The sequence below is a fragment of the Micromonospora chalcea genome, from assembly GCF_002926165.1.
In the GTDB taxonomy this organism is placed as follows: domain Bacteria; phylum Actinomycetota; class Actinomycetes; order Mycobacteriales; family Micromonosporaceae; genus Micromonospora; species Micromonospora chalcea.
Genome location: NZ_MAGP01000080.1, coordinates 39,334 through 56,068, shown reverse-complemented (window position 1 = coordinate 56,068; position 16,735 = coordinate 39,334). Strand labels below are relative to the sequence as shown.

The following is a 16,735-nucleotide window of genomic DNA, read 5'->3' as shown; positions in this document are numbered from 1 at the left end:
GGCTCAGTAGAGGAAGAACGGGGCGGTCGGGTTGGTCGCCCGGCTGCTGGCCGGCACGTCGAGCACCTGCTCCCGCTTGACGAAGTCGAACGGGTTGTTCCGCCAGGCCGCCCCGTCCGTCTCGAACATGAACGAGAACGCGGCCAGGCCCCGGTCGCTGCCGCCCGGATACCCGGCGAGCTGGGTGACCGGGGCGCCGATCTCCACCGCCAGCGGGGTCTCCCACACGCCGTCGACGCTGAGCTGGTGGATCGCCGAACGCCGGTCCGCCTCGTTGCCGGCCAGCACGAGTTCGTTCTCCGCCACCCAGTCCACCACCGTCACGCCGGTGAGCAGGGTGGCCACCCGGCGCGGCTGTCCCAGGTTGACCACGCCGCCGTCGACGCTGACCGCGGCGACGTAGAGCGCGCCGCCGCTGACCAGTGCGACCCGGTGGCCTTCGAGGGAACCGGCGACCGCCGTCACCGGGCCGGACACGGACAGCGCGATCTCGCTCATCCGGCCCGACCCGTCGAACCGGTAGAGCTTGCCGTCTGCCGCCACCAGGCCACCCGGCCGGGCCTTGGTCAGCGACCGCAGCCAGGTCGGGCGGCTCATCGCGCGGAACGTGCGGTCGCTCGCGTTGAGCGTGGCCACCGGCTCCGCGCCGGAGCCCACCTTGAGCCGCTTGCGGTTGTCGGCGCCGGCGCCGCCGCGCGCGGCCAGCACCTGTTCCTCGGCACGGGCGAGCGCGGCGGAGACCACGTTGCGGTTCTCCTCCGGCGGCAGCGGCACGGCGGCCCGCGGCTCGTTGCCGAACGCCAGTGGGCGTACGGCACCGTCGTAGACGCCCAACCGCATCGGGTTCGCCCCGCGCGGGTACGCGACGACCGAGACGCGCTCCCGCCGGAGGTCGACGGTCAGCCGCTTCTGGTTCTGAATCTTGAGGTCGACCACGCCGTCCAGGTCCGACAGGGACCAGGCCAACTGGGTACCGAGCCGGTTCAGCCGCTGCTCGTTGGCCCCCGGCATGTTCAGGTTGATCTCCCAGTGCCCGTCCGTCCCGGTCGCGTTGTTGATCAGCTGGGTGCCGTCGGGCAACCCGGTCACGCCGGCGGCCAGCCAGTCCGAGGGGCGGTCCGCCAGCCACTTCACCACCTCGGTGATCCGCCGCTCGGTCGGCGCCGAGGAGAGCAGGTAGCGCTGGTCCGGCACCAGGCGGGTCTGGTCCGAGTTCCAGAAGTAGACGGTGCGGGGGCGGTAGTACTCACGCATCGCCGAGTCGCTGGCCAGCAGCACGTTCGGCGCCTCGGTGATCAGCAGCCCGGTCCCGGCCGGCTCGGCGCGGCGCAGCTCGAAGACGTACTGCGTGTCGCTGGCCACCGGCGGCCCGAGCGTGCCGTCCGCCCGCAGCACGCCGACCTGCTGCACCTTGAGCGTCACCGTGCTGGTGCCCTGGTTGTTCGGCGGCGTGCTCTCCGGCTTCTCCCGCAGCCGCACCACGGTCAGCTCGACCTCGCTGGTCTGCGGCTTGCCCGGGAGCAGGTCGCGGGACTCCTCGGCGAGGAACTTCCGGGCCCGGGCGTACGCCTGGTCGCGTTCCCCGGCCGCCGCCGCCCGCAGGTAGTTCTCGATGAACGGCACCGGCTCGCTGCTGTCGGCCGGTTCGGGCGGCCGGGCCGGACTGCCGTTGAGCGCCCCGCCCTGCGCGGCCGGCACCGAGCCGTCGATCTGGACGTCTGTCTCACCCGGGATGCCGCAGCCGACGAGCGCGGCCGGAAGCAGGGCGCCGGCCAGCAGCAGGGCCAGGGCGCGGCGGCTCACGGCCGGGCCTCCGCCCGGTCGCCGTCGGCGGCGGGCTCCACGGTCAGCGTTCCGGCGTCGGTGCCCGGGCCGATGGCGAGCAGGCCGCCGTCGCGGGGACCGCCGAACGGCACCGTGGCGTCGGCCGGCACCAGCCGCAGCGGGGAGGTGGTGAGCCGGTCCCCGGCCCGGGCCGGCAGCGTGAGCCGGAACTGGGCGCCCTGGCCGGGCGCGCCCCACGCCTCCAGCCAGCCGCCGTGCAGGCGGGCGTCCTCCAGGCTGATCGACAGGCCGAGCCCGGTGCCGCCGGTCTGCCGGGCCCGCGACGGGTCGGCCCGCCAGAAGCGGTTGAACACCAGCTTCTCCTCCCCCGGCTTGAGGCCGACGCCGTGGTCCCGCACGGTGATCGCCACCGCGCTGCGGTCCTGGCCCAGGGTGATCCGTACCGGTTTGGCCTCGCCGTGCTCGACCGCGTTGCCGACCAGGTTGCGCAGCACCCGCTCGACGCGGCGCGGGTCGACCTCGGCGATCACCGGAGTGTCCGGCAGGTCCAGCTCGATCGTGACCCCGACCCGCTCGGCCAGCCCGGCCAGCCGCTCGGTGACCCGGTGCACCACCGGCACCAGGTCGGTCGGCTCGCTGTCCAGCACCGCGAAGCCGGCGTCGAACCGGCTGATCTCCAGCAGGTCGGTGAGCAGCTCCTCGAACCGGTCCAGCTCGGCCTGGAGCAGCTCGGCGCTGCGGGCCACCGCCGGGTCGAACTCGTCCCGCTCGGCGAAGATCAGGTCGGCGGCCATCCGGACCGTGGTCAACGGCGTCCGCAGCTCGTGCGAGACGTCCGAGGTGAACCGGCGTTGCAGCCGGGACATCTCCTCCAGCCGGAGGATCTGCCGTTGCAGGTTCGTCGCCATCTGGTTGAACGAGGCGGCCAGCAGGGCGAGGTCGTCCTCGCCGTTCACCACCATGCGCTGGTCGAGCAGGCCGGCGGAGAGCCGCTGCGCGGTGCGCGCGGCCACCCGTACCGGCGTCACCACCAGGCGGGTGACCAGGGCGGCCAGCAGGCCGAGCAGGAGGACGAGCGCGACGCCGGTGGCGACCACCGTGGCCCGGGCGTCGGCCGCCGTCGCGTCCTGCCGGGCCAGGGGTACGAGGTAGTAGAGCTCGACCTGCCCGAACTTGGTGGGCACCGGGGAGCCGTAGACCAGGTATTTGGTGCGTTCGCCGCCGAGCGACCCGGTGCGGATCTGGTGGGCGACCTTGCCGGAGGCCACGGCGGCCCGCAGCTCGTCGCCGATCACCGTGCCCACCGGCACCTCGGGCGTGGTGCGCGGCTCGATGAACTCGGCGAAGTTGTCGGCGGTGATCGCCACCACGACGCCGCTGGTCTGCGTCGGGTCACCGCCGGCCAGGTAGTTCACCGTGCCGTCGATGGTGTTCTGGAGCTGCGCCTCCTGCGGCTGGCTGTAGAGGTTGAACTGCTTCGCCGCGTACTCGCTGCCGTTGCTCAGCCGCAGCCGCACGTCGGTCTCGGCGTTCTCCAGCAGGATGCTGGTGATCTTGTCGGCGATCAGGTAGGCGAAACCGCCCACCAGCAGACTCGACGCCACCAGCGTGATGGTGACCACACGCACCTGGAGCGACCGCCGCCAGGCCTGGTGCACCGCGGCGACCAGCCGGGCGACCCGGCCACTCAGGGCGAGCCAGAGCGCCCGCACGGCGTGGAGCCGGCGGGGCTCGGCGGTCGGCGTGTCCGGCAGCGGGGTGGTCACCACAGTGCTGACCAGGCTATCCGGTACCCGCCTTGTAACCCACGCCCCGCACGGTCAGGATGATTTCGGGTCGCTCCGGATCCGGCTCGATCTTGGCGCGCAGCCGCTGCACGTGCACGTTCACCAGGCGGGTGTCGGCGGCGTGGCGGTAGCCCCAGACCTGTTCCAGCAGCACCTCGCGGGTGAAGACCTGGCGCGGCTTGCGGGCGAGCGCGACCAGCAGGTCGAACTCCAGCGGGGTCAGCTTCACCTCGTCGCCGTCGCGGCTGACCGTGTGCGCCGGCACGTCGATGGTGATCTGGTTGCCGGGCGGCCCGATCGTCAGCATCTCCGGGGCCACGTCCTCGCCCCGGCGCAGCCGGGCCCGCATCCGGGCCACCAGCTCCTTGGGCTTGAACGGCTTCACCACGTAGTCGTCGGCGCCGGACTCCAGGCCGAGCACCACGTCCACGGTGTCGCTCTTGGCGGTCAGCATCACGATCGGCACGCCGGACTCGCCCCGGATGGCGCGGGCCACGTCGATGCCGCTCATGCCGGGGAGCATCAGGTCGAGCAGGACGATGTCGGGTCGGTTGTCGCGGAAGGCGGCCAGCGCCCGTTCGCCGTCCGCGACGAAGGACGGCACGAAGCCCTCGCTGCGCAGCACGATGCCGAGCATCTCGGCGAGGGCGGGGTCGTCGTCGACCACGAGTACCCGGGCTCTCATGGGGTTTATCGTTCCATCCCCGTTCGTCTGGAGGGGTTCGGCGTCTCCACGGCACGGTAGCGCCGAGCGGGCCCGCGCACCACAGCAAGCGGCGTGGCCGCACAGCGTGGCGCGTCAGGGCGGACGGGTCCACCGGATGCGGACCCGCCGTGCAACCATGATCCCTCGGGCGCCGCGCCGCCCGCCACCTCCGCCCTGCCCGCCAGGAGTACGCGTGCCCGACGCCGGCCCGACCGCGGTGCTGCCGCGCCGTCCGCTGACCGTCGGCGAACTGCTCGACGCGGCAGTGCTGCTGCTGCGCGACCACGCCCGGGTGCTCGTCCCGCTCGCCCTCGTGCTGGCCCTCGCCGAGCAGGCGGTGCTCCACCCGCTGCGGCTGCTGGTCGAGGCCGACCCGCCGCAGTGGTGGCCGGCGGACCTCGGTGACTCGCTGCCCTGGTACTGGCTGCTGCTGGCGACCGGCGCCGGCACCGAGGCGGCGATCATCGCGCTGCTGGGCGGCCCGGCCGCGCGCGGCGCCGGCGCGGCCCTGCTGGGGCGCCGTCCCGGGCCGGCCGAGCTGCTGCGCGGCTCCCGCCCTGGCGCCGCGCTGCTGGCCGCCGTCGCGATCGGCCCCGTCGTCGCGCTCGCCGCACTGACCGGGCCGGGCTGGTTCCTGGCGTACGGGCTGCTCGGCCTGGTGGTGCCGGTGCTGGTGCTGGACGGGGTGCCCGGACACCGGGCCCCGTGGCGGGCGATCCGCCTGGCGGGCCGGGTGAGCGCGCGGGCCGCCGCCGTCCGGCTGCTGGGCTACCTGGGCTGGTGGCTGATCCGGCTCGGCATCGGGCTGGGCGTCTATCACGGTCTCGGCATGCTGGGCCTGTTCGACGTGTCCGCCTGGGCGCTGCCGGTGACCGTCGCCGCCTTCGCCGCGGTGAACGCGCTGGCGTACCCGGCGCTGGCTTGCCTGGACGCGGTGCTGCACCTGGAGACCCGGATCCGCACCGAAGGGCTGGACATCCGGCTCTCCCGCGCGCCGGCGGGCGTACCGGAACCGGTCCTGCTGGCGGCGCAGCGGTGAGCCGCTGGTGGACCGAGACGGTCGCGGCCCTCGGTGACCTGCTGCCGCTGCCGCTGGCCGCGCTGATCCTGCTGGCGGTCGCGCTGCTGGCCGCCCTGGGCTGGTACTTCTTCCCGGCCTGGGTGCCCCGCCGGCTGCCCCGGTTCTCACTGCCCCGGCTGCGCCTGCCGCGCCTGCCCCGGCTGCGGCTGCCCCGCCTGCGCCGGCCCGCGCGCCGCCGCCGCTCCGATCCGCCGCCGGTACGCGTGCCCGAGCCCCGGACCCCGGAGGCCGTGCCGGCCGGCGCGCCCGGGCTGGCCGACCGGCTCGCGGCCGAGGGCCGGTACGCCGAGGCGGTCCGGGAACGGCTGCGCGAGATTGTCCGGCTCCTGGTCACGCGGCACGTCGTGGAGCCCCGCCCCGGGCTCACGGTGGTCGAGCTGACCGAGGCGGCGGCCCGTGCCCGGCCCCAGGTGCGGCCGACGCTGCACACCGCCGGGGCGATCTTCTCCGACCTCTGGTACGCCCAGCGTCCCGCCACCGCCGCGCACGACCACCGGATGCGTGAACTCGCCGCCGACCTGCGTCGCGAGCTGACCGGGGAGGAGCCGCGATGACCGCCACCGTGACGCCGGCGGAAACGGCCACCGCCGCGACGCCGCGCCGTCGGCGGCACCGGCTGCTCGTCCCGCTCGGGCTGGCCGTGCTGCTGATCGTGACCACGCTCGTGCTGCACGCCGTCGACCGGCCCGACACCGACGAGCCCGGCTTCCTCTCCCCGGTCGCCACCGACGACGACGGGGGCAGCCGGCTCGCCGAGGCGCTGCGCGCGCAGGGTGTGCCGGTGCGCCGGGAGACGGCGTTCGACGGGGTGCTGCAGACCGCCGGCATCGCGCCGAGCACCGTCTTCGTGCCCGCGCCCGGACTGGTGCACCCGGACCTGCTCGACCGCCTGACCGCCCTGCCCCCGGGCACCCGCGTGGTGTTCGTCGAGCCCTCCCCGCGGGTGCTCGCCGAACTGGACACGCCGGTCGAGGCGGCCGCCCGGCGCTGGGCCGCGCGGGCCGTGCCGCCGGACGCGGACGGCACGCCGTGCCCGCTGCCCGAGGCGGTCCGGGCCGGCACCGCCGCGATCGACCTGCAGCGCTACGCCGGGCCGGCCGAGGTCGGCCACTGCTACGGCGGCGCGCTGCTGCGCGTCCCCGGCCGGGTCGAGGTGGTGCTGGCCGGCGCCAGCGACCCGTTCCGCAACGACCGGATCGGCGAGTGGGGCAACGAGGCCCTCGCCACCGGTCTGCTCGGCGGGAATCGCCCGCTCGTCTGGCTCGACCTGCCCGAGCCGGTACCGGCCCCGACCCGCCCGAGCTGGTCCCCGGAGCCCTTCACCGAGGAGCCCGCCCAGGGCGGCGACGGCGGACGGTCGGAACGGCCCGACCCGCCCGACCGCGCCGACCCGCCGTGGGAGAACCCGCTCTGGGGCGCCTTCCCGCAGTGGTTCTGGGCGCTGCTGGCGCAGCTCGCCCTAGCCGGGCTGCTCGTCGTGCTCTGGCGGGCCCGCCGGCTCGGGCCGCCGGTGTCGGAGCCGCTGCCGGTGACCGTGCGGTCCGCCGAGACGGTACGCGGCCGGGCGCGGCTCTACCGCCGGGCGGGCGCCCGGGACACGGTCGCCGAGACGCTGCGCGCCGCCGCGCTGGACCGGCTCCTGCCCCGGCTCAACCTGCCTCCGGACACGCCCGACGACGAGGTGGCCGCCCGGATCGCCGAGCGCGGCGGCGCCGACCCGGAACGGGTGGCCGAACTGTTCTACGGCCCCGCCCCGGAGAAGGACCGCGAGCTGCTGGAGCTGGCCCGCGAACTGGACGCCCTGACCCGTACCCTGGCCCCGCATCCGAGCGAAGGAGACACCCGGTGACCGGACCCGTCACGACCACCGCCCCGTCCGGCGCCCGCGCCGCCCTGCACCGGCTGCGCGCCGAGGTGGCCAAGGCCGTCGTCGGGCAGGACGCCGTGGTCACCGGGCTGGTGATCGCGCTGCTCTGCCGGGGGCACGTGCTGCTGGAGGGCGTACCGGGGGTGGCCAAGACGCTGCTGGTGCGGACGCTTGCCGCCGCGCTCGACCTGGACGCCAAGCGGGTGCAGTTCACCCCCGACCTGATGCCCGGCGACGTCACCGGCTCGCTGATCTTCGACCAGCGCACCGCCGCGTTCACGTTCCGGGAGGGGCCGGTCTTCACCAACCTGCTCCTCGCCGACGAGATCAACCGGACCCCGCCGAAGACGCAGTCGGCGCTGCTGGAGGTGATGGAGGAGCGGCAGGTCTCGGTCGAGGGCGAGCGCCGTCCGCTGCCCGACCCGTTCATCGTCGCGGCCACCCAGAACCCGGTCGAGTACGAGGGCACCTACCCGCTGCCCGAGGCGCAGCTCGACCGCTTCCTGCTCAAGCTGACGGTGCCGCTGCCGGAGCGGGAGGAGGAGCTGGGTGTGCTCCGCGCGCACCACGCCGGTTTCGACCCGCGTGACCTGCGTGCCGCCGGCGTACGCCCGGTGGCCGGTGCGGCGGACCTGGCCGCGGCCCGGGCCGAGGTGCAGCGGGTGCACGTGGCCGAGCCGGTGCTCGGCTACATCGTGGACGTGTGCCGGGGCACCCGTTCCGCCCCGGCGCTGGAGCTGGGCGCGTCGCCCCGGGGCGCCACCGCGCTGCTGAACACCGCCAAGGCGTGGTCCTGGCTGGCCGGCCGGGACCATGTCACGCCGGACGACGTGAAGGCGGTGGCCCGGCCCACGCTGCGGCACCGGCTGCGGCCGCGCCCGGAGGCGGAGCTGGAGGGCGTGACCGTGGACGCGGTGCTGGACTCGGTGCTGGCCACCGTGCCGACGCCGCGATGACCTGGCGGGCGGGTCTGCTGCTCGGCGTGGGCGCGCTGACGCTGCCGTTCTGGCCGGCGCCGTTCGTCGGGGTGGCCGTGCTGACCGTCGTGGTGCTGCTGCTGGTGGCGCTCGACCGGGCGATGGCCGCCCCGCCGCACGCGCTCACGGTGACCCGCTCCGGCGACCGTACGGTGCGGCTCGGCGGCACCGCCACCGTCACGCTGCACCTGACCAACCCGACCCACCACACGCTGTACGCCCAGGTGCGCGACGCCTGGGTGCCGTCGGCCGGGGCCCGCCCGGACGTGCCGCCGCAGCGCCTGCTCACCGTGCCGCCCGGTGGCGTCGCCACGCTGCCGGTCCGGCTCACCCCGACCCGGCGCGGCGACCGGCCCGCGGTGGCGCTGACCGTACGCTCGCTCGGGCCGATGCGCCTGGGCCCGGGGCAGCGCGCCGGGCAGCCCGCCACCCCGCCGTGGACGCTGCGGGTGCTGCCCCGGTTCGACTCCCGCCGGCACCTGCCGGAGAAACTGGCCCGGCTGCGGGTCATCGACGGTGTGCAGGTGACCCGGGGGCGCGGCCACGGCACCGAGTTCGACACGCTGCGCGAGTACGCGGTGGGCGACGACGTCCGTTCGATCGACTGGCGGGGCAGCGCCCGGCGCGCCGACATCCTGGTCCGCACCTGGCGCCCGGAACGGGACCGGCGCCTGGTCTGCGTTCTGGACACCGGCCGCACCTCGGCGGTCCGGCTGGGCGACGAGCCCCGGCTGGACACCGCCATCGACGCGGCGCTGCTGCTCACCGCGCTCGCGGCCCGCGCCGGTGACCGGGTGGACCTGCTGGCGGCGGACACCGAGATCCGGGCGCGGGTGACCGGCAGCGGCCGTCCGGCCCTGCTCGCCCGGCTGGTCGAGGCGGTGGCGCCGCTGGAGCCGACGCTCGCCGAGACCGACTTCGAGCTGATCGCCGGCGAGGTGCTGCGCCGGGAGCGGCAGCGCAGCCTGGTGGTGCTGTTCACCGCGCTGGAGGCGGGCGCGATCGGCGAAGGGCTGCTGCCGGTGCTGCCCCGGCTGGCGACCCGGCACCGGGTGGTGCTGGCCGCCGGCAGCGACCCGGTGCTGAGCAGGCTCGCCACTGCCACCCCGACCGGCCCGGACGACCCGTACGCGGCCGCGTCGGCGTGGCGGGCGCTGGCCGAGCGGGACCGGGTACGCGCCGCGCTGTCCCGCTACGGGGTGACGGTGGTGGACGTGCCGGCGCACCGGCTCGCCCCGGCCGTCGCGGACACCTACCTGCGGCTCAAGTCCCTCGGTCAGCTCTGACCGCGCGCCGGCCGAGCACCAGCGCGTACGCGAGGAAGGCCAGCCACACCGCGGCGCCGGCGGCCACCCGGAGCGCGACCGGCAGCGGCGCCGGGGTGACGAACGCCTCGACCAGCGCGGAGACCGCGAACAGGCCGACCAGCCCGGCCGCGACCACGACGGCGAGCCGGCCCGCCTCGGCGACCGCCCGGCCGCGCCCGAGGTCCGCGGGCGGGGCGATCCAGGCCCAGGCGGTACGCAGTCCGACCCCGGCGGCGACGTAGATGCCGGTCAGTTCCAGCAGGCCGTGCGGTGTGATCAGGCCGAAGAAGACGTCCCCCCGGCCGTAGGCGACCATCACGCCGCCGACCACGCCGATGTTCAGCGCGTTCTGCCACAGCAGCCAGAGCACCGGCACCACGAGCACGCCGGCGGCCAGGCACTGGGCGGCCAGCCAGGCGTTGTGCGTCCACAGGTGGAACGCGAAGGTGGGCGCGGCGAACTCGGTGTAGTAGCCGGCGAAACCGGAGTCGACGAGTTCCCGGGCGGCTTCGTCGCCGACGAACGCGGCGGCGGTGTCCGGGTTGCCGGCGACGAACCAGATCAGGAACGCGGTGAGCAGGCTGAACCCGGTGGCCACGCCGCACCACCACGGCCAGGCCCGGTAGAGGGCGGCGGGCAGGTCGGCGGCCAGGAACCGGCCCACCGCCGCCCAGGAGAACCGCTGACGGCCGGTGATCCGGGCGCGGGCCGCGAGGACCAGGTGGGACAGGCGGTTGACCAGCGCCGGCTCGGGCGCCCGGGCGCGCAGGGCGGACAGGTGCGTGGCGCTGCGCTGGTAGAGCGCCACCAGCTCGTCGACCTCTGCCGCGTCGAGGCGACGCCGCCCGGTCAGGTACTCCAGCCGCCGCCATTCGGCGTTGTGTTCGGCCACGTACGCATCGAGATCCACTCGCCCTCCCCCGTTCGGCGTCCATGGTGTTCACTGTCGGGGTGCGCGCGCAACCTCCCCCACCGCCCCGGTGGGCCGACGCCGGTCTGGTCAGCGGCGAGGCGGTGGAGCTGGACGTCCGGGCGGCCCGGCTGGGCTCCCGGGTGCTGGCCCTGCTGATCGACGCGGTGATCCAGCTCGCGCTGGCGCTCGTGCTCGGCGCGGTGCTGGGGATGGTGGCGCTCGCCCTGCTCGGGGACTACCTCGACGCCGCCCTGGCGGGGGCGCTGCAGATCGTGCTGCTGGTGCTGGTGCTGATCGGCTATCCGGTGGTGATGGAACGTTTCGCCGGTGGCCGGACGGTGGGCAAGCTGGCCGTCGGGCTGCGGGTGGTCCGGGCCGACGGCGGCCCGGTGGGGGTGGGCCAGCCGCTGACGCGGGCGCTCGTCGGCGTCGCGGTGGAGTGGCCCGGGCTGGTGCTGCCGCTGCTGAGCTGGGCGGCGAGCGTCACGGTGATGCTCACCGACCCGCGCGGACGCCGGCTGGGTGACCTGGTCGCCGGCACGCTCGTGGTGCACACCCGGGGGGCGACGCTGTGGCGGCCGCTGCCGCCGGCCGCGCCGCCGCTGCTGGCCTGGGCCGGCACGCTCGACCTGACCCGCCTCGACGACGGGCTGGCGCTGGCCGTGCGGCAGTACCTGGACCGGCTGCCCCAGCTCGCCGAACCGGACCGGTTCCGGCTGGGCCGGGGGCTGTGGACGGAGGTCGCGGCGGTCACCTCGCCGCCTCCGCCGTGGGCCGCGCCGGACTGGGCGTACCTGTCGGCGGTGCTCGCCGAGCGGGGGCGGCGGGCGGCGCACCGGCTGGGCCGCAGCCGGGCGGTCGCCGCCACGCTCTGGCCGGAGCTGGTCCCGGCGCCCGCCGTGGTGCCGGGCTCCACCGGGCCGGGCGCCGTCCTGCCAGGCCCCGCCGGGCCGGGCGCGGGCCGGTTGCGGCCCGCCGCGCCGCAGGTCGATCCCGATCCGGTACGCCGCTGAGCCGCCTCGGGTGAGCTGAGCCGGCTTCAGGAGAACAGCACGCGCCCCCACCAGTCGGCTGCGTCGCGCAGGCCGGGCGGGCAGGCGAACAGGCCGCTGGAGACATGCCGCAGGTATTCGTTCATCGCGTCGTTGCGGGCCAGCCGGGTCTGGATCGGCACGAACTGCCGGCGCGGGTCGCGCTGGTAGGCGATGAAGAACAGCCCGGCGTCGAGCCGGCCCAGCCCGTCCGAGCCGTCCACGAAGTTGTAGCCGCGGCGCAGCAGGCGGGCGCCGTCGTTGGTGTCCGGGTGGGCCAGCCGTACGTGCGCGGTGTCGGCGATGAGCGGCTCGCCGTCGTCGCCCCTGGCGGCGAAGTCCGGCTCGTCGAACTCGTCCCGGCGGCCGATCGGCGCGCCGCTGCCCTTGGTCCGGCCGACGATCATCTCCTGCTCGGCCAGCGGGCTGCGGTCCCACGTCTCGATCAGCATCCGGATCTTCCGGGTGACCAGGTAGGAGCCGCCGGTCATCCAGTCCGGGCCGTCACCGGGCTGCACCCAGAGCTGGTCGCGGAGCAGGGCGGCGTCCTCGGCCTTGAGGTTGGCGGTGCCGTCCTTGAAGCCGAACAGGTTGCGCGGCGTGGCCTGGTCCCGCGACGTCGACGAGGTACGCCCGAAGCCGAGCTGCGACCAGCGGACGCTCACCACGCCCATGCCGATCCGGGCGAGGTTGCGGATGGCGTGCACCGCGACCTGCGGGTCGTTGGCGCACGCCTGGACGCAGATGTCGCCGCCGGACAGTTCCGGCCGCAGCGCGTCCCCGGCGAAGTGCGGCAGGTCGGCCAGGGCGGCCGGACGCCGGGCGGCGATGCCGAAGCGGTCCCGGCCCTGCGCGTCGCGGAACAGCGTCGGTCCGAAGCCCACGGTGAGGGTGAGCTGCGACGGGGGCAGCCCGAGCGCCTCGCCGGTGTCGTCCGGCGGGGCCTCGGGCATGCCGCCGACCGCGCCGATCACCCCGGCGTCCTTCCCGGCGGTCATCCGGGCCGCGGCGGCGGTCCACTCCTGGAGCATGGCGACGAGCCGGTCCCGGTCCTTGGTGACCACGTCGAACGCGACGAAGTGCAGCCGGTCCTGGGCCGGGGTGGTGATGCCGGCCTGGTGCTCGCCGAGGAACGGCACGGAACCGGCGGCCGATCCGGTCGCTGATGCCTCGTTGCCGCCGGCGAGCAGCGCGCCCGCGCCACCCGCCACCCCGGCGACACCGGCCACGCCGACGCCGGCCAGGGTCATCGCCCGGCGCCGGGACAGGCCACGGCCGGTCCGCTCGCGGTTCGGCTCGCTCGTCGCGTCGCCGCCGGCCGGGCCGGTCATCGCGCTACTGCCGCCGCGACCTTGCTGACCGGCTCGGCCAGCGCGTTGACCGCGTCCGACAGCTCCTTCAGCTCGTCCTTGCCGAGCTGGGTGTGCAGCTTCCAGCCGTCGCCGGCGCGGTGCTTGCCGAGCGTGGTCTCCACGTTCGCGAACTCGCTGTCGAGCTGCTTGACGAGGTCGGGCGCGCGCTGCTCCAGCGCCGGACGCAGCGCGGCGATGGCCGCCTTGGAGCCCTCCAGGTTGGCGTTGAAGTCCCAGAGGTCGGTGTGCGAGTAGCGCTCCTCCTCGCCGGTGATCTTCCCGCTGGCGACCTCGTCGAGCAGCGCCTTGGCGCCGTTGGCGAGCTGGAGCGGGGTGAGCTTCTCGGCGTCCGCCTTGGCCACGATCGCCTTGACGTCGGCCAGGAGCCGGTCGGCGATCGGGCCGTCGGAGCTGACGTCGCCGGTGGTCCAGAGGTCCTTCTCGATCCGGTGGAAGCCGGTGAACTCCATGCCCTCCTCGACCACCTCCTCGCGGCCGTCGATCTTCGGGTCGAGATCGCCGAAGCTCTCCGCGACCGGCTCGATCCGCTCCCAGTAGGTGCGGGCCACCGGGTACAGCGCCTTGGCCTTCGCCACGTCGTTCGCCTTGACCGCGGCCACGAACTCCTCGGTCTTCGTCAGCAGCGCGGCGGTCTGGCTGCGCACGTACCGCTGGTAGCTGGCGGTGGCCTGGGTCAGCGCGGCGTCGGGGGCGACAGTCGCGGCGGTGCCGCTCACCTTCAGCGCGCCCCGGATGCCCCGGCCGCTCATTCCCGGCTTGCAGGCCGTCTCGTACGTGCCGGCGGTCAGCTCGACGCGCAGCTCCCGGCTGAGCCCGGGGGCGATGTTCTCCACCTCGCCCATCACCCGGTCACCCGCGGCGTAGACGTAGAACTCGTTGACCTTGGAACCGTTGTTCGTCACCTTGAACGTGACCTGACCAGCGTCGATCTCGGTGTCGGCGACCTCGCAGACGGTGTCGGTGGCCTTGACGGCGATCGGCCCGCCGTTCTTGGCGTCGGCGTCGTCACCGCCCCCGCAGCCGGTCAGTCCGGCGACGGCGAGCAGCCCGGCGGCGGCGGGCGCGACGAGTCGGGTGGTACGCATCGTGCGGTCTCCTCGGGAACGGGTGGTTCAGGCGCGGGGGGACGGAACAGCGGCGACGTCGGCCGGCGCGGTGGGTGTGGCGGCGGCCGGAACCGGCTTGGCGGACCGGGCGGGCTTGCGCAGGAAGAGCACGAGCACCGGGACCGCGTACGCGACCCAGGCGACCAGCTCCAGCACCGTCGGCGCGGCGGTGACGTTGAACATGCCGGCGAGCAGCGCGCCGTACCAGGCGTTCGGGTCGAGCGTGGTGGAGATGTCGAAGGCCAGGTCGTTCAGGCCGGGCAGCACGCCCGCCTCCTGGAAGTCGTGCACGCCGTACTTGAGGATGCCGGCGGCCACCAGGATGAGCAGCGCCCCGGTCCAGGTGAAGAACCGGCTGAGGTTGATCCGGACGGCGCTGCGGTAGAGCAGGAAGCCGATCACCACGGCGGTGGCGATGCCGCCGGCCAGGGCGAGCAGCGAGCCGGGCCCGGTGCCGCCGGCCGCGCTCTCGGCGGCGGCGTAGAAGATCAGCGCGGTCTCCAGGCCCTCCCGGATGACCGCGAGGAACGCCATGCCGGCGACCGCCAGGGAGCCGACCGCGAGCGCGTCGGTGAGCTTGCCGCGCAGCTCACCCGCGATGGTGCGGGCGGCCCGGCGCATCCAGAAGATCATCCAGGTCACGAACACCACGGCGGCGACCGAGGTGACCGCCTCGAACAGCTCGCGCGACTCCGACGTGCGCAGCAGCGAGGTCGAGGTGTACTGGATGAGCGAGCCGAAGCCGACGGAGAGCGCCACGGCCAGGCCGACGCCGGTCCACACCTGCGGCAGCCGGTCCCGGCGCTGCGACTTCACCAGGAACGCGACGAGGATGCTGACCACAAGTGTCGCTTCCAGGCCCTCGCGCAGGCCGATCAGGTACGTGGCGAACATCAGCTGCTCCGTGGTCGCTAACTTAGGGCAGGCATACCTTCCTCCTGTTCACAGGAAACGTCAAGCTGATCGCGGTAACGTCACCCGGTTCGGCACCCGCCGGCCCACCCCGTACGCGAAAAGGGACCGGGACAGCCGCGCGGCGGCCGACCCCGGTCCCTTCCGGAGTGTGAACTCAGTAGCGGTAGTGGTCGGGCTTGAACGGGCCCTCCGTGGAGACGCCCAGGTAGGCGGCCTGCTCCTTGGTGAGCGTGGTCAGCTTCGCGCCGAGCGCGTCCAGGTGCAGCCGGGCGACCTTCTCGTCCAGGTGCTTGGGCAGCACGTAGACGCCGATCGGGTATTCCTCGGTCTTGGTGAACAGCTCGATCTGCGCGATCGTCTGGTTGGCGAACGAGTTCGACATCACGAAGCTCGGGTGGCCGGTGGCGTTGCCCAGGTTCAGCAGGCGGCCCTCGGAGAGCACGATGATCGCGTGGCCGTCGTCGAAGCGCCACACGTCGACCTGCGGCTTGATGTTCTCCCGGGTCACGTCGCTGCGCTTGGCCAGGCCGGCCATGTCGATCTCGTTGTCGAAGTGGCCGATGTTGCCCACGATGGCCTGGTGCTTCATCCGGGCCATGTGCTCGTTGGTGATGACGTCGAAGCAGCCGGTCGCGGTGATGAAGATGTCCGCCTGCTCGACCACGTCGTCCAGCGTGGCGACCTGGTAGCCGTCCATCGCCGCCTGGAGCGCGCAGATCGGGTCGACCTCGGTCACCACGACCCGGGCGCCCTGGCCGCGCAGCGACTCGGCGCAGCCCTTGCCCACGTCGCCGTAGCCCATGACCACTGCCATCTTGCCGCCGATCAGCACGTCGGTGGCCCGGTTGATGCCGTCGATGAGCGAGTGGCGGCAGCCGTACTTGTTGTCGAACTTGCTCTTGGTCACCGAGTCGTTGACGTTGATGGCCGGGAAGAGCAGCGTGCCGGCGCGGTGCATCTCGTAGAGGCGGTGCACGCCGGTGGTGGTCTCCTCGGTGACGCCCTTGATGCCGGCGGCGATCCGGGTCCAGCGCTGGTTGTCCTCGGCCAGCGAGCGGTGCAGCAGTTCGAGGATGACCGCGTACTCCTCGGAGTCGGCGGACTCGACCGGCGGTACGGCGCCCGCCTTCTCGAACTCGGCGCCCTTGTGGACGAGCAGGGTGGCGTCGCCGCCGTCGTCCAGGATCATGTTCGGGCCCTGCCCGTCCGGCCAGGCGAGCACCTGCTCGGTGCACCACCAGTACTCCGGCAGCGTCTCGCCCTTCCAGGCGTAGACCGGCACGCCGGCCGGGGCCTCCGGGGTGCCCTCGGGGCCGACCACGATCGCCGCGGCGGCGTGGTCCTGGGTGGAGAAGATGTTGCAGGACGCCCAGCGGACCTGCGCGCCGAGCGCGACAAGGGTCTCGATCAGGACGGCGGTCTGGACGGTCATGTGCAGCGAGCCGGTGATGCGGGCGCCGGCCAGCGGCTGGGCCTCGGCGAACTCACGCCGGATCGCCATCAGGCCGGGCATCTCGTGCTCGGCGAGCCGGATCTCCTTGCGACCGAACGCGGCGAGCGACAGATCCGCCACCTTGTAGTCGCCCTCGGCGAGGGTGCTCGGCCGAGCCTGCGACGACGCGCCGCTGGAGGCCGCGGGGAGGGTGCTGGTCATGGAAGCTCCTGTCGAACGATGTGGTGCGCAGCCTTCCACCTTACGCGCGCGACCCACCCGGCCGGTGCCCGGTTGACCGAGCACACAATCGGCCGGTCGGCGGACAGCGCACGGGGCGGTCGGTCGTGGACGGACTTTCCGTCCACGGCCCGGCCGCCCCGTGCATCCCCCCGGTTTGGTTCCCCCGCACGTCATCGGACCTTCGTCGCGACAACGCTGCGTACCCATAGGGT

General features: G+C 74.3%; 14 protein-coding genes. 6 read left to right on the top strand and 8 right to left on the bottom strand.

The window, feature by feature from the left end; translation table 11 throughout:
• Nucleotides 1-3 precede the first annotated feature (3 nt).
• From BAW75_RS08385 to mtrA, 3 genes are read right to left on the bottom strand one after another with little or no spacing between them, the layout of a single operon-like run.
• Nucleotides 4-1,803, bottom strand: a complete 1,800-nt coding sequence (locus tag BAW75_RS08385; protein WP_104113191.1) for an LpqB family beta-propeller domain-containing protein — start codon at nt 1,801-1,803, stop codon at nt 4-6.
• Complete coding sequence (gene mtrB / locus BAW75_RS08380; protein WP_420914993.1) at nt 1,800-3,551, bottom strand: MtrAB system histidine kinase MtrB; 1,752 nt, start codon at nt 3,549-3,551, stop codon at nt 1,800-1,802. Before mtrB ends, BAW75_RS08385 begins: the two co-directional genes overlap by 4 nt.
• Before the next feature lie 16 nt (nt 3,552-3,567).
• A complete protein-coding gene (gene mtrA / locus BAW75_RS08375) occupies nt 3,568-4,257 on the bottom strand; it encodes an MtrAB system response regulator MtrA (protein WP_030501405.1) in 690 nt (229 codons plus the stop codon).
• A gap of 214 nt (nt 4,258-4,471) precedes the next feature.
• On the opposite strand from mtrA, the gene BAW75_RS08370 reads away from it, so the two are divergent.
• The 5 genes from BAW75_RS08370 to BAW75_RS08350 are packed head-to-tail and all read left to right on the top strand — an operon-like array spanning nt 4,472 to nt 9,489.
• The gene (locus BAW75_RS08370; protein ID WP_104113190.1) at nt 4,472-5,317 is read left to right on the top strand and encodes a hypothetical protein; all 846 of its coding nucleotides are present in this window, start codon (nt 4,472-4,474) and stop codon (nt 5,315-5,317) included.
• Complete coding sequence (locus BAW75_RS08365; protein ID WP_104113189.1) at nt 5,314-5,913, top strand: DUF4129 domain-containing protein; 600 nt, start codon at nt 5,314-5,316, stop codon at nt 5,911-5,913. Before BAW75_RS08370 ends, BAW75_RS08365 begins: the two co-directional genes overlap by 4 nt.
• Complete coding sequence (locus BAW75_RS08360) at nt 5,910-7,208, top strand: DUF4350 domain-containing protein (RefSeq protein WP_104113188.1); 1,299 nt, start codon at nt 5,910-5,912, stop codon at nt 7,206-7,208. The genes BAW75_RS08365 and BAW75_RS08360 overlap by 4 nt, the downstream gene beginning before the upstream one ends.
• Nucleotides 7,205-8,182, top strand: coding sequence for an AAA family ATPase (locus BAW75_RS08355; protein WP_064447732.1), 978 nt, complete (start codon nt 7,205-7,207; stop codon nt 8,180-8,182). Before BAW75_RS08360 ends, BAW75_RS08355 begins: the two co-directional genes overlap by 4 nt.
• The gene (locus BAW75_RS08350; RefSeq protein WP_104113187.1) at nt 8,179-9,489 is read left to right on the top strand and encodes a DUF58 domain-containing protein; all 1,311 of its coding nucleotides are present in this window, start codon (nt 8,179-8,181) and stop codon (nt 9,487-9,489) included. The genes BAW75_RS08355 and BAW75_RS08350 overlap by 4 nt, the downstream gene beginning before the upstream one ends.
• On the opposite strand, the gene BAW75_RS08345 is transcribed toward BAW75_RS08350, so the two are convergent.
• Complete coding sequence (locus tag BAW75_RS08345; protein WP_104113186.1) at nt 9,467-10,420, bottom strand: stage II sporulation protein M; 954 nt, start codon at nt 10,418-10,420, stop codon at nt 9,467-9,469. The genes BAW75_RS08350 and BAW75_RS08345 overlap by 23 nt on opposite strands.
• Before the next feature lie 23 nt (nt 10,421-10,443).
• On the opposite strand from BAW75_RS08345, the gene BAW75_RS08340 reads away from it, so the two are divergent.
• The gene (locus BAW75_RS08340; RefSeq protein WP_104113185.1) at nt 10,444-11,436 is read left to right on the top strand and encodes an RDD family protein; all 993 of its coding nucleotides are present in this window, start codon (nt 10,444-10,446) and stop codon (nt 11,434-11,436) included.
• Between the two features lie 26 nt (nt 11,437-11,462).
• Here the strand turns inward: BAW75_RS08340 and efeB are convergent, their stop codons facing one another.
• The 4 genes from efeB to ahcY all read right to left on the bottom strand — a co-directional run bounded on the left by efeB (nt 11,463) and on the right by ahcY (nt 16,502).
• Nucleotides 11,463-12,785, bottom strand: coding sequence for an iron uptake transporter deferrochelatase/peroxidase subunit (gene efeB / locus BAW75_RS08335; RefSeq protein WP_104113184.1), 1,323 nt, complete (start codon nt 12,783-12,785; stop codon nt 11,463-11,465).
• Nucleotides 12,782-13,912 carry an iron uptake system protein EfeO gene (gene efeO / locus BAW75_RS08330; protein ID WP_104113183.1) on the bottom strand — a complete coding sequence of 377 codons (1,131 nt, stop codon included), beginning with the start codon at nt 13,910-13,912 and terminating at the stop codon, nt 12,782-12,784. The genes efeB and efeO overlap by 4 nt, the downstream gene beginning before the upstream one ends.
• Before the next feature lie 27 nt (nt 13,913-13,939).
• Nucleotides 13,940-14,827, bottom strand: a complete 888-nt coding sequence (gene efeU / locus BAW75_RS08325; protein ID WP_104113182.1) for an iron uptake transporter permease EfeU — start codon at nt 14,825-14,827, stop codon at nt 13,940-13,942.
• Nucleotides 14,828-15,002: 175 nt separating this feature from the next.
• Nucleotides 15,003-16,502: an adenosylhomocysteinase gene (gene ahcY, locus BAW75_RS08320; protein WP_043326405.1), complete on the bottom strand. Its 1,500-nt coding sequence runs from the start codon at nt 16,500-16,502 to the stop codon at nt 15,003-15,005.
• Between the last annotated feature and the right edge of the window lie 233 nt (nt 16,503-16,735).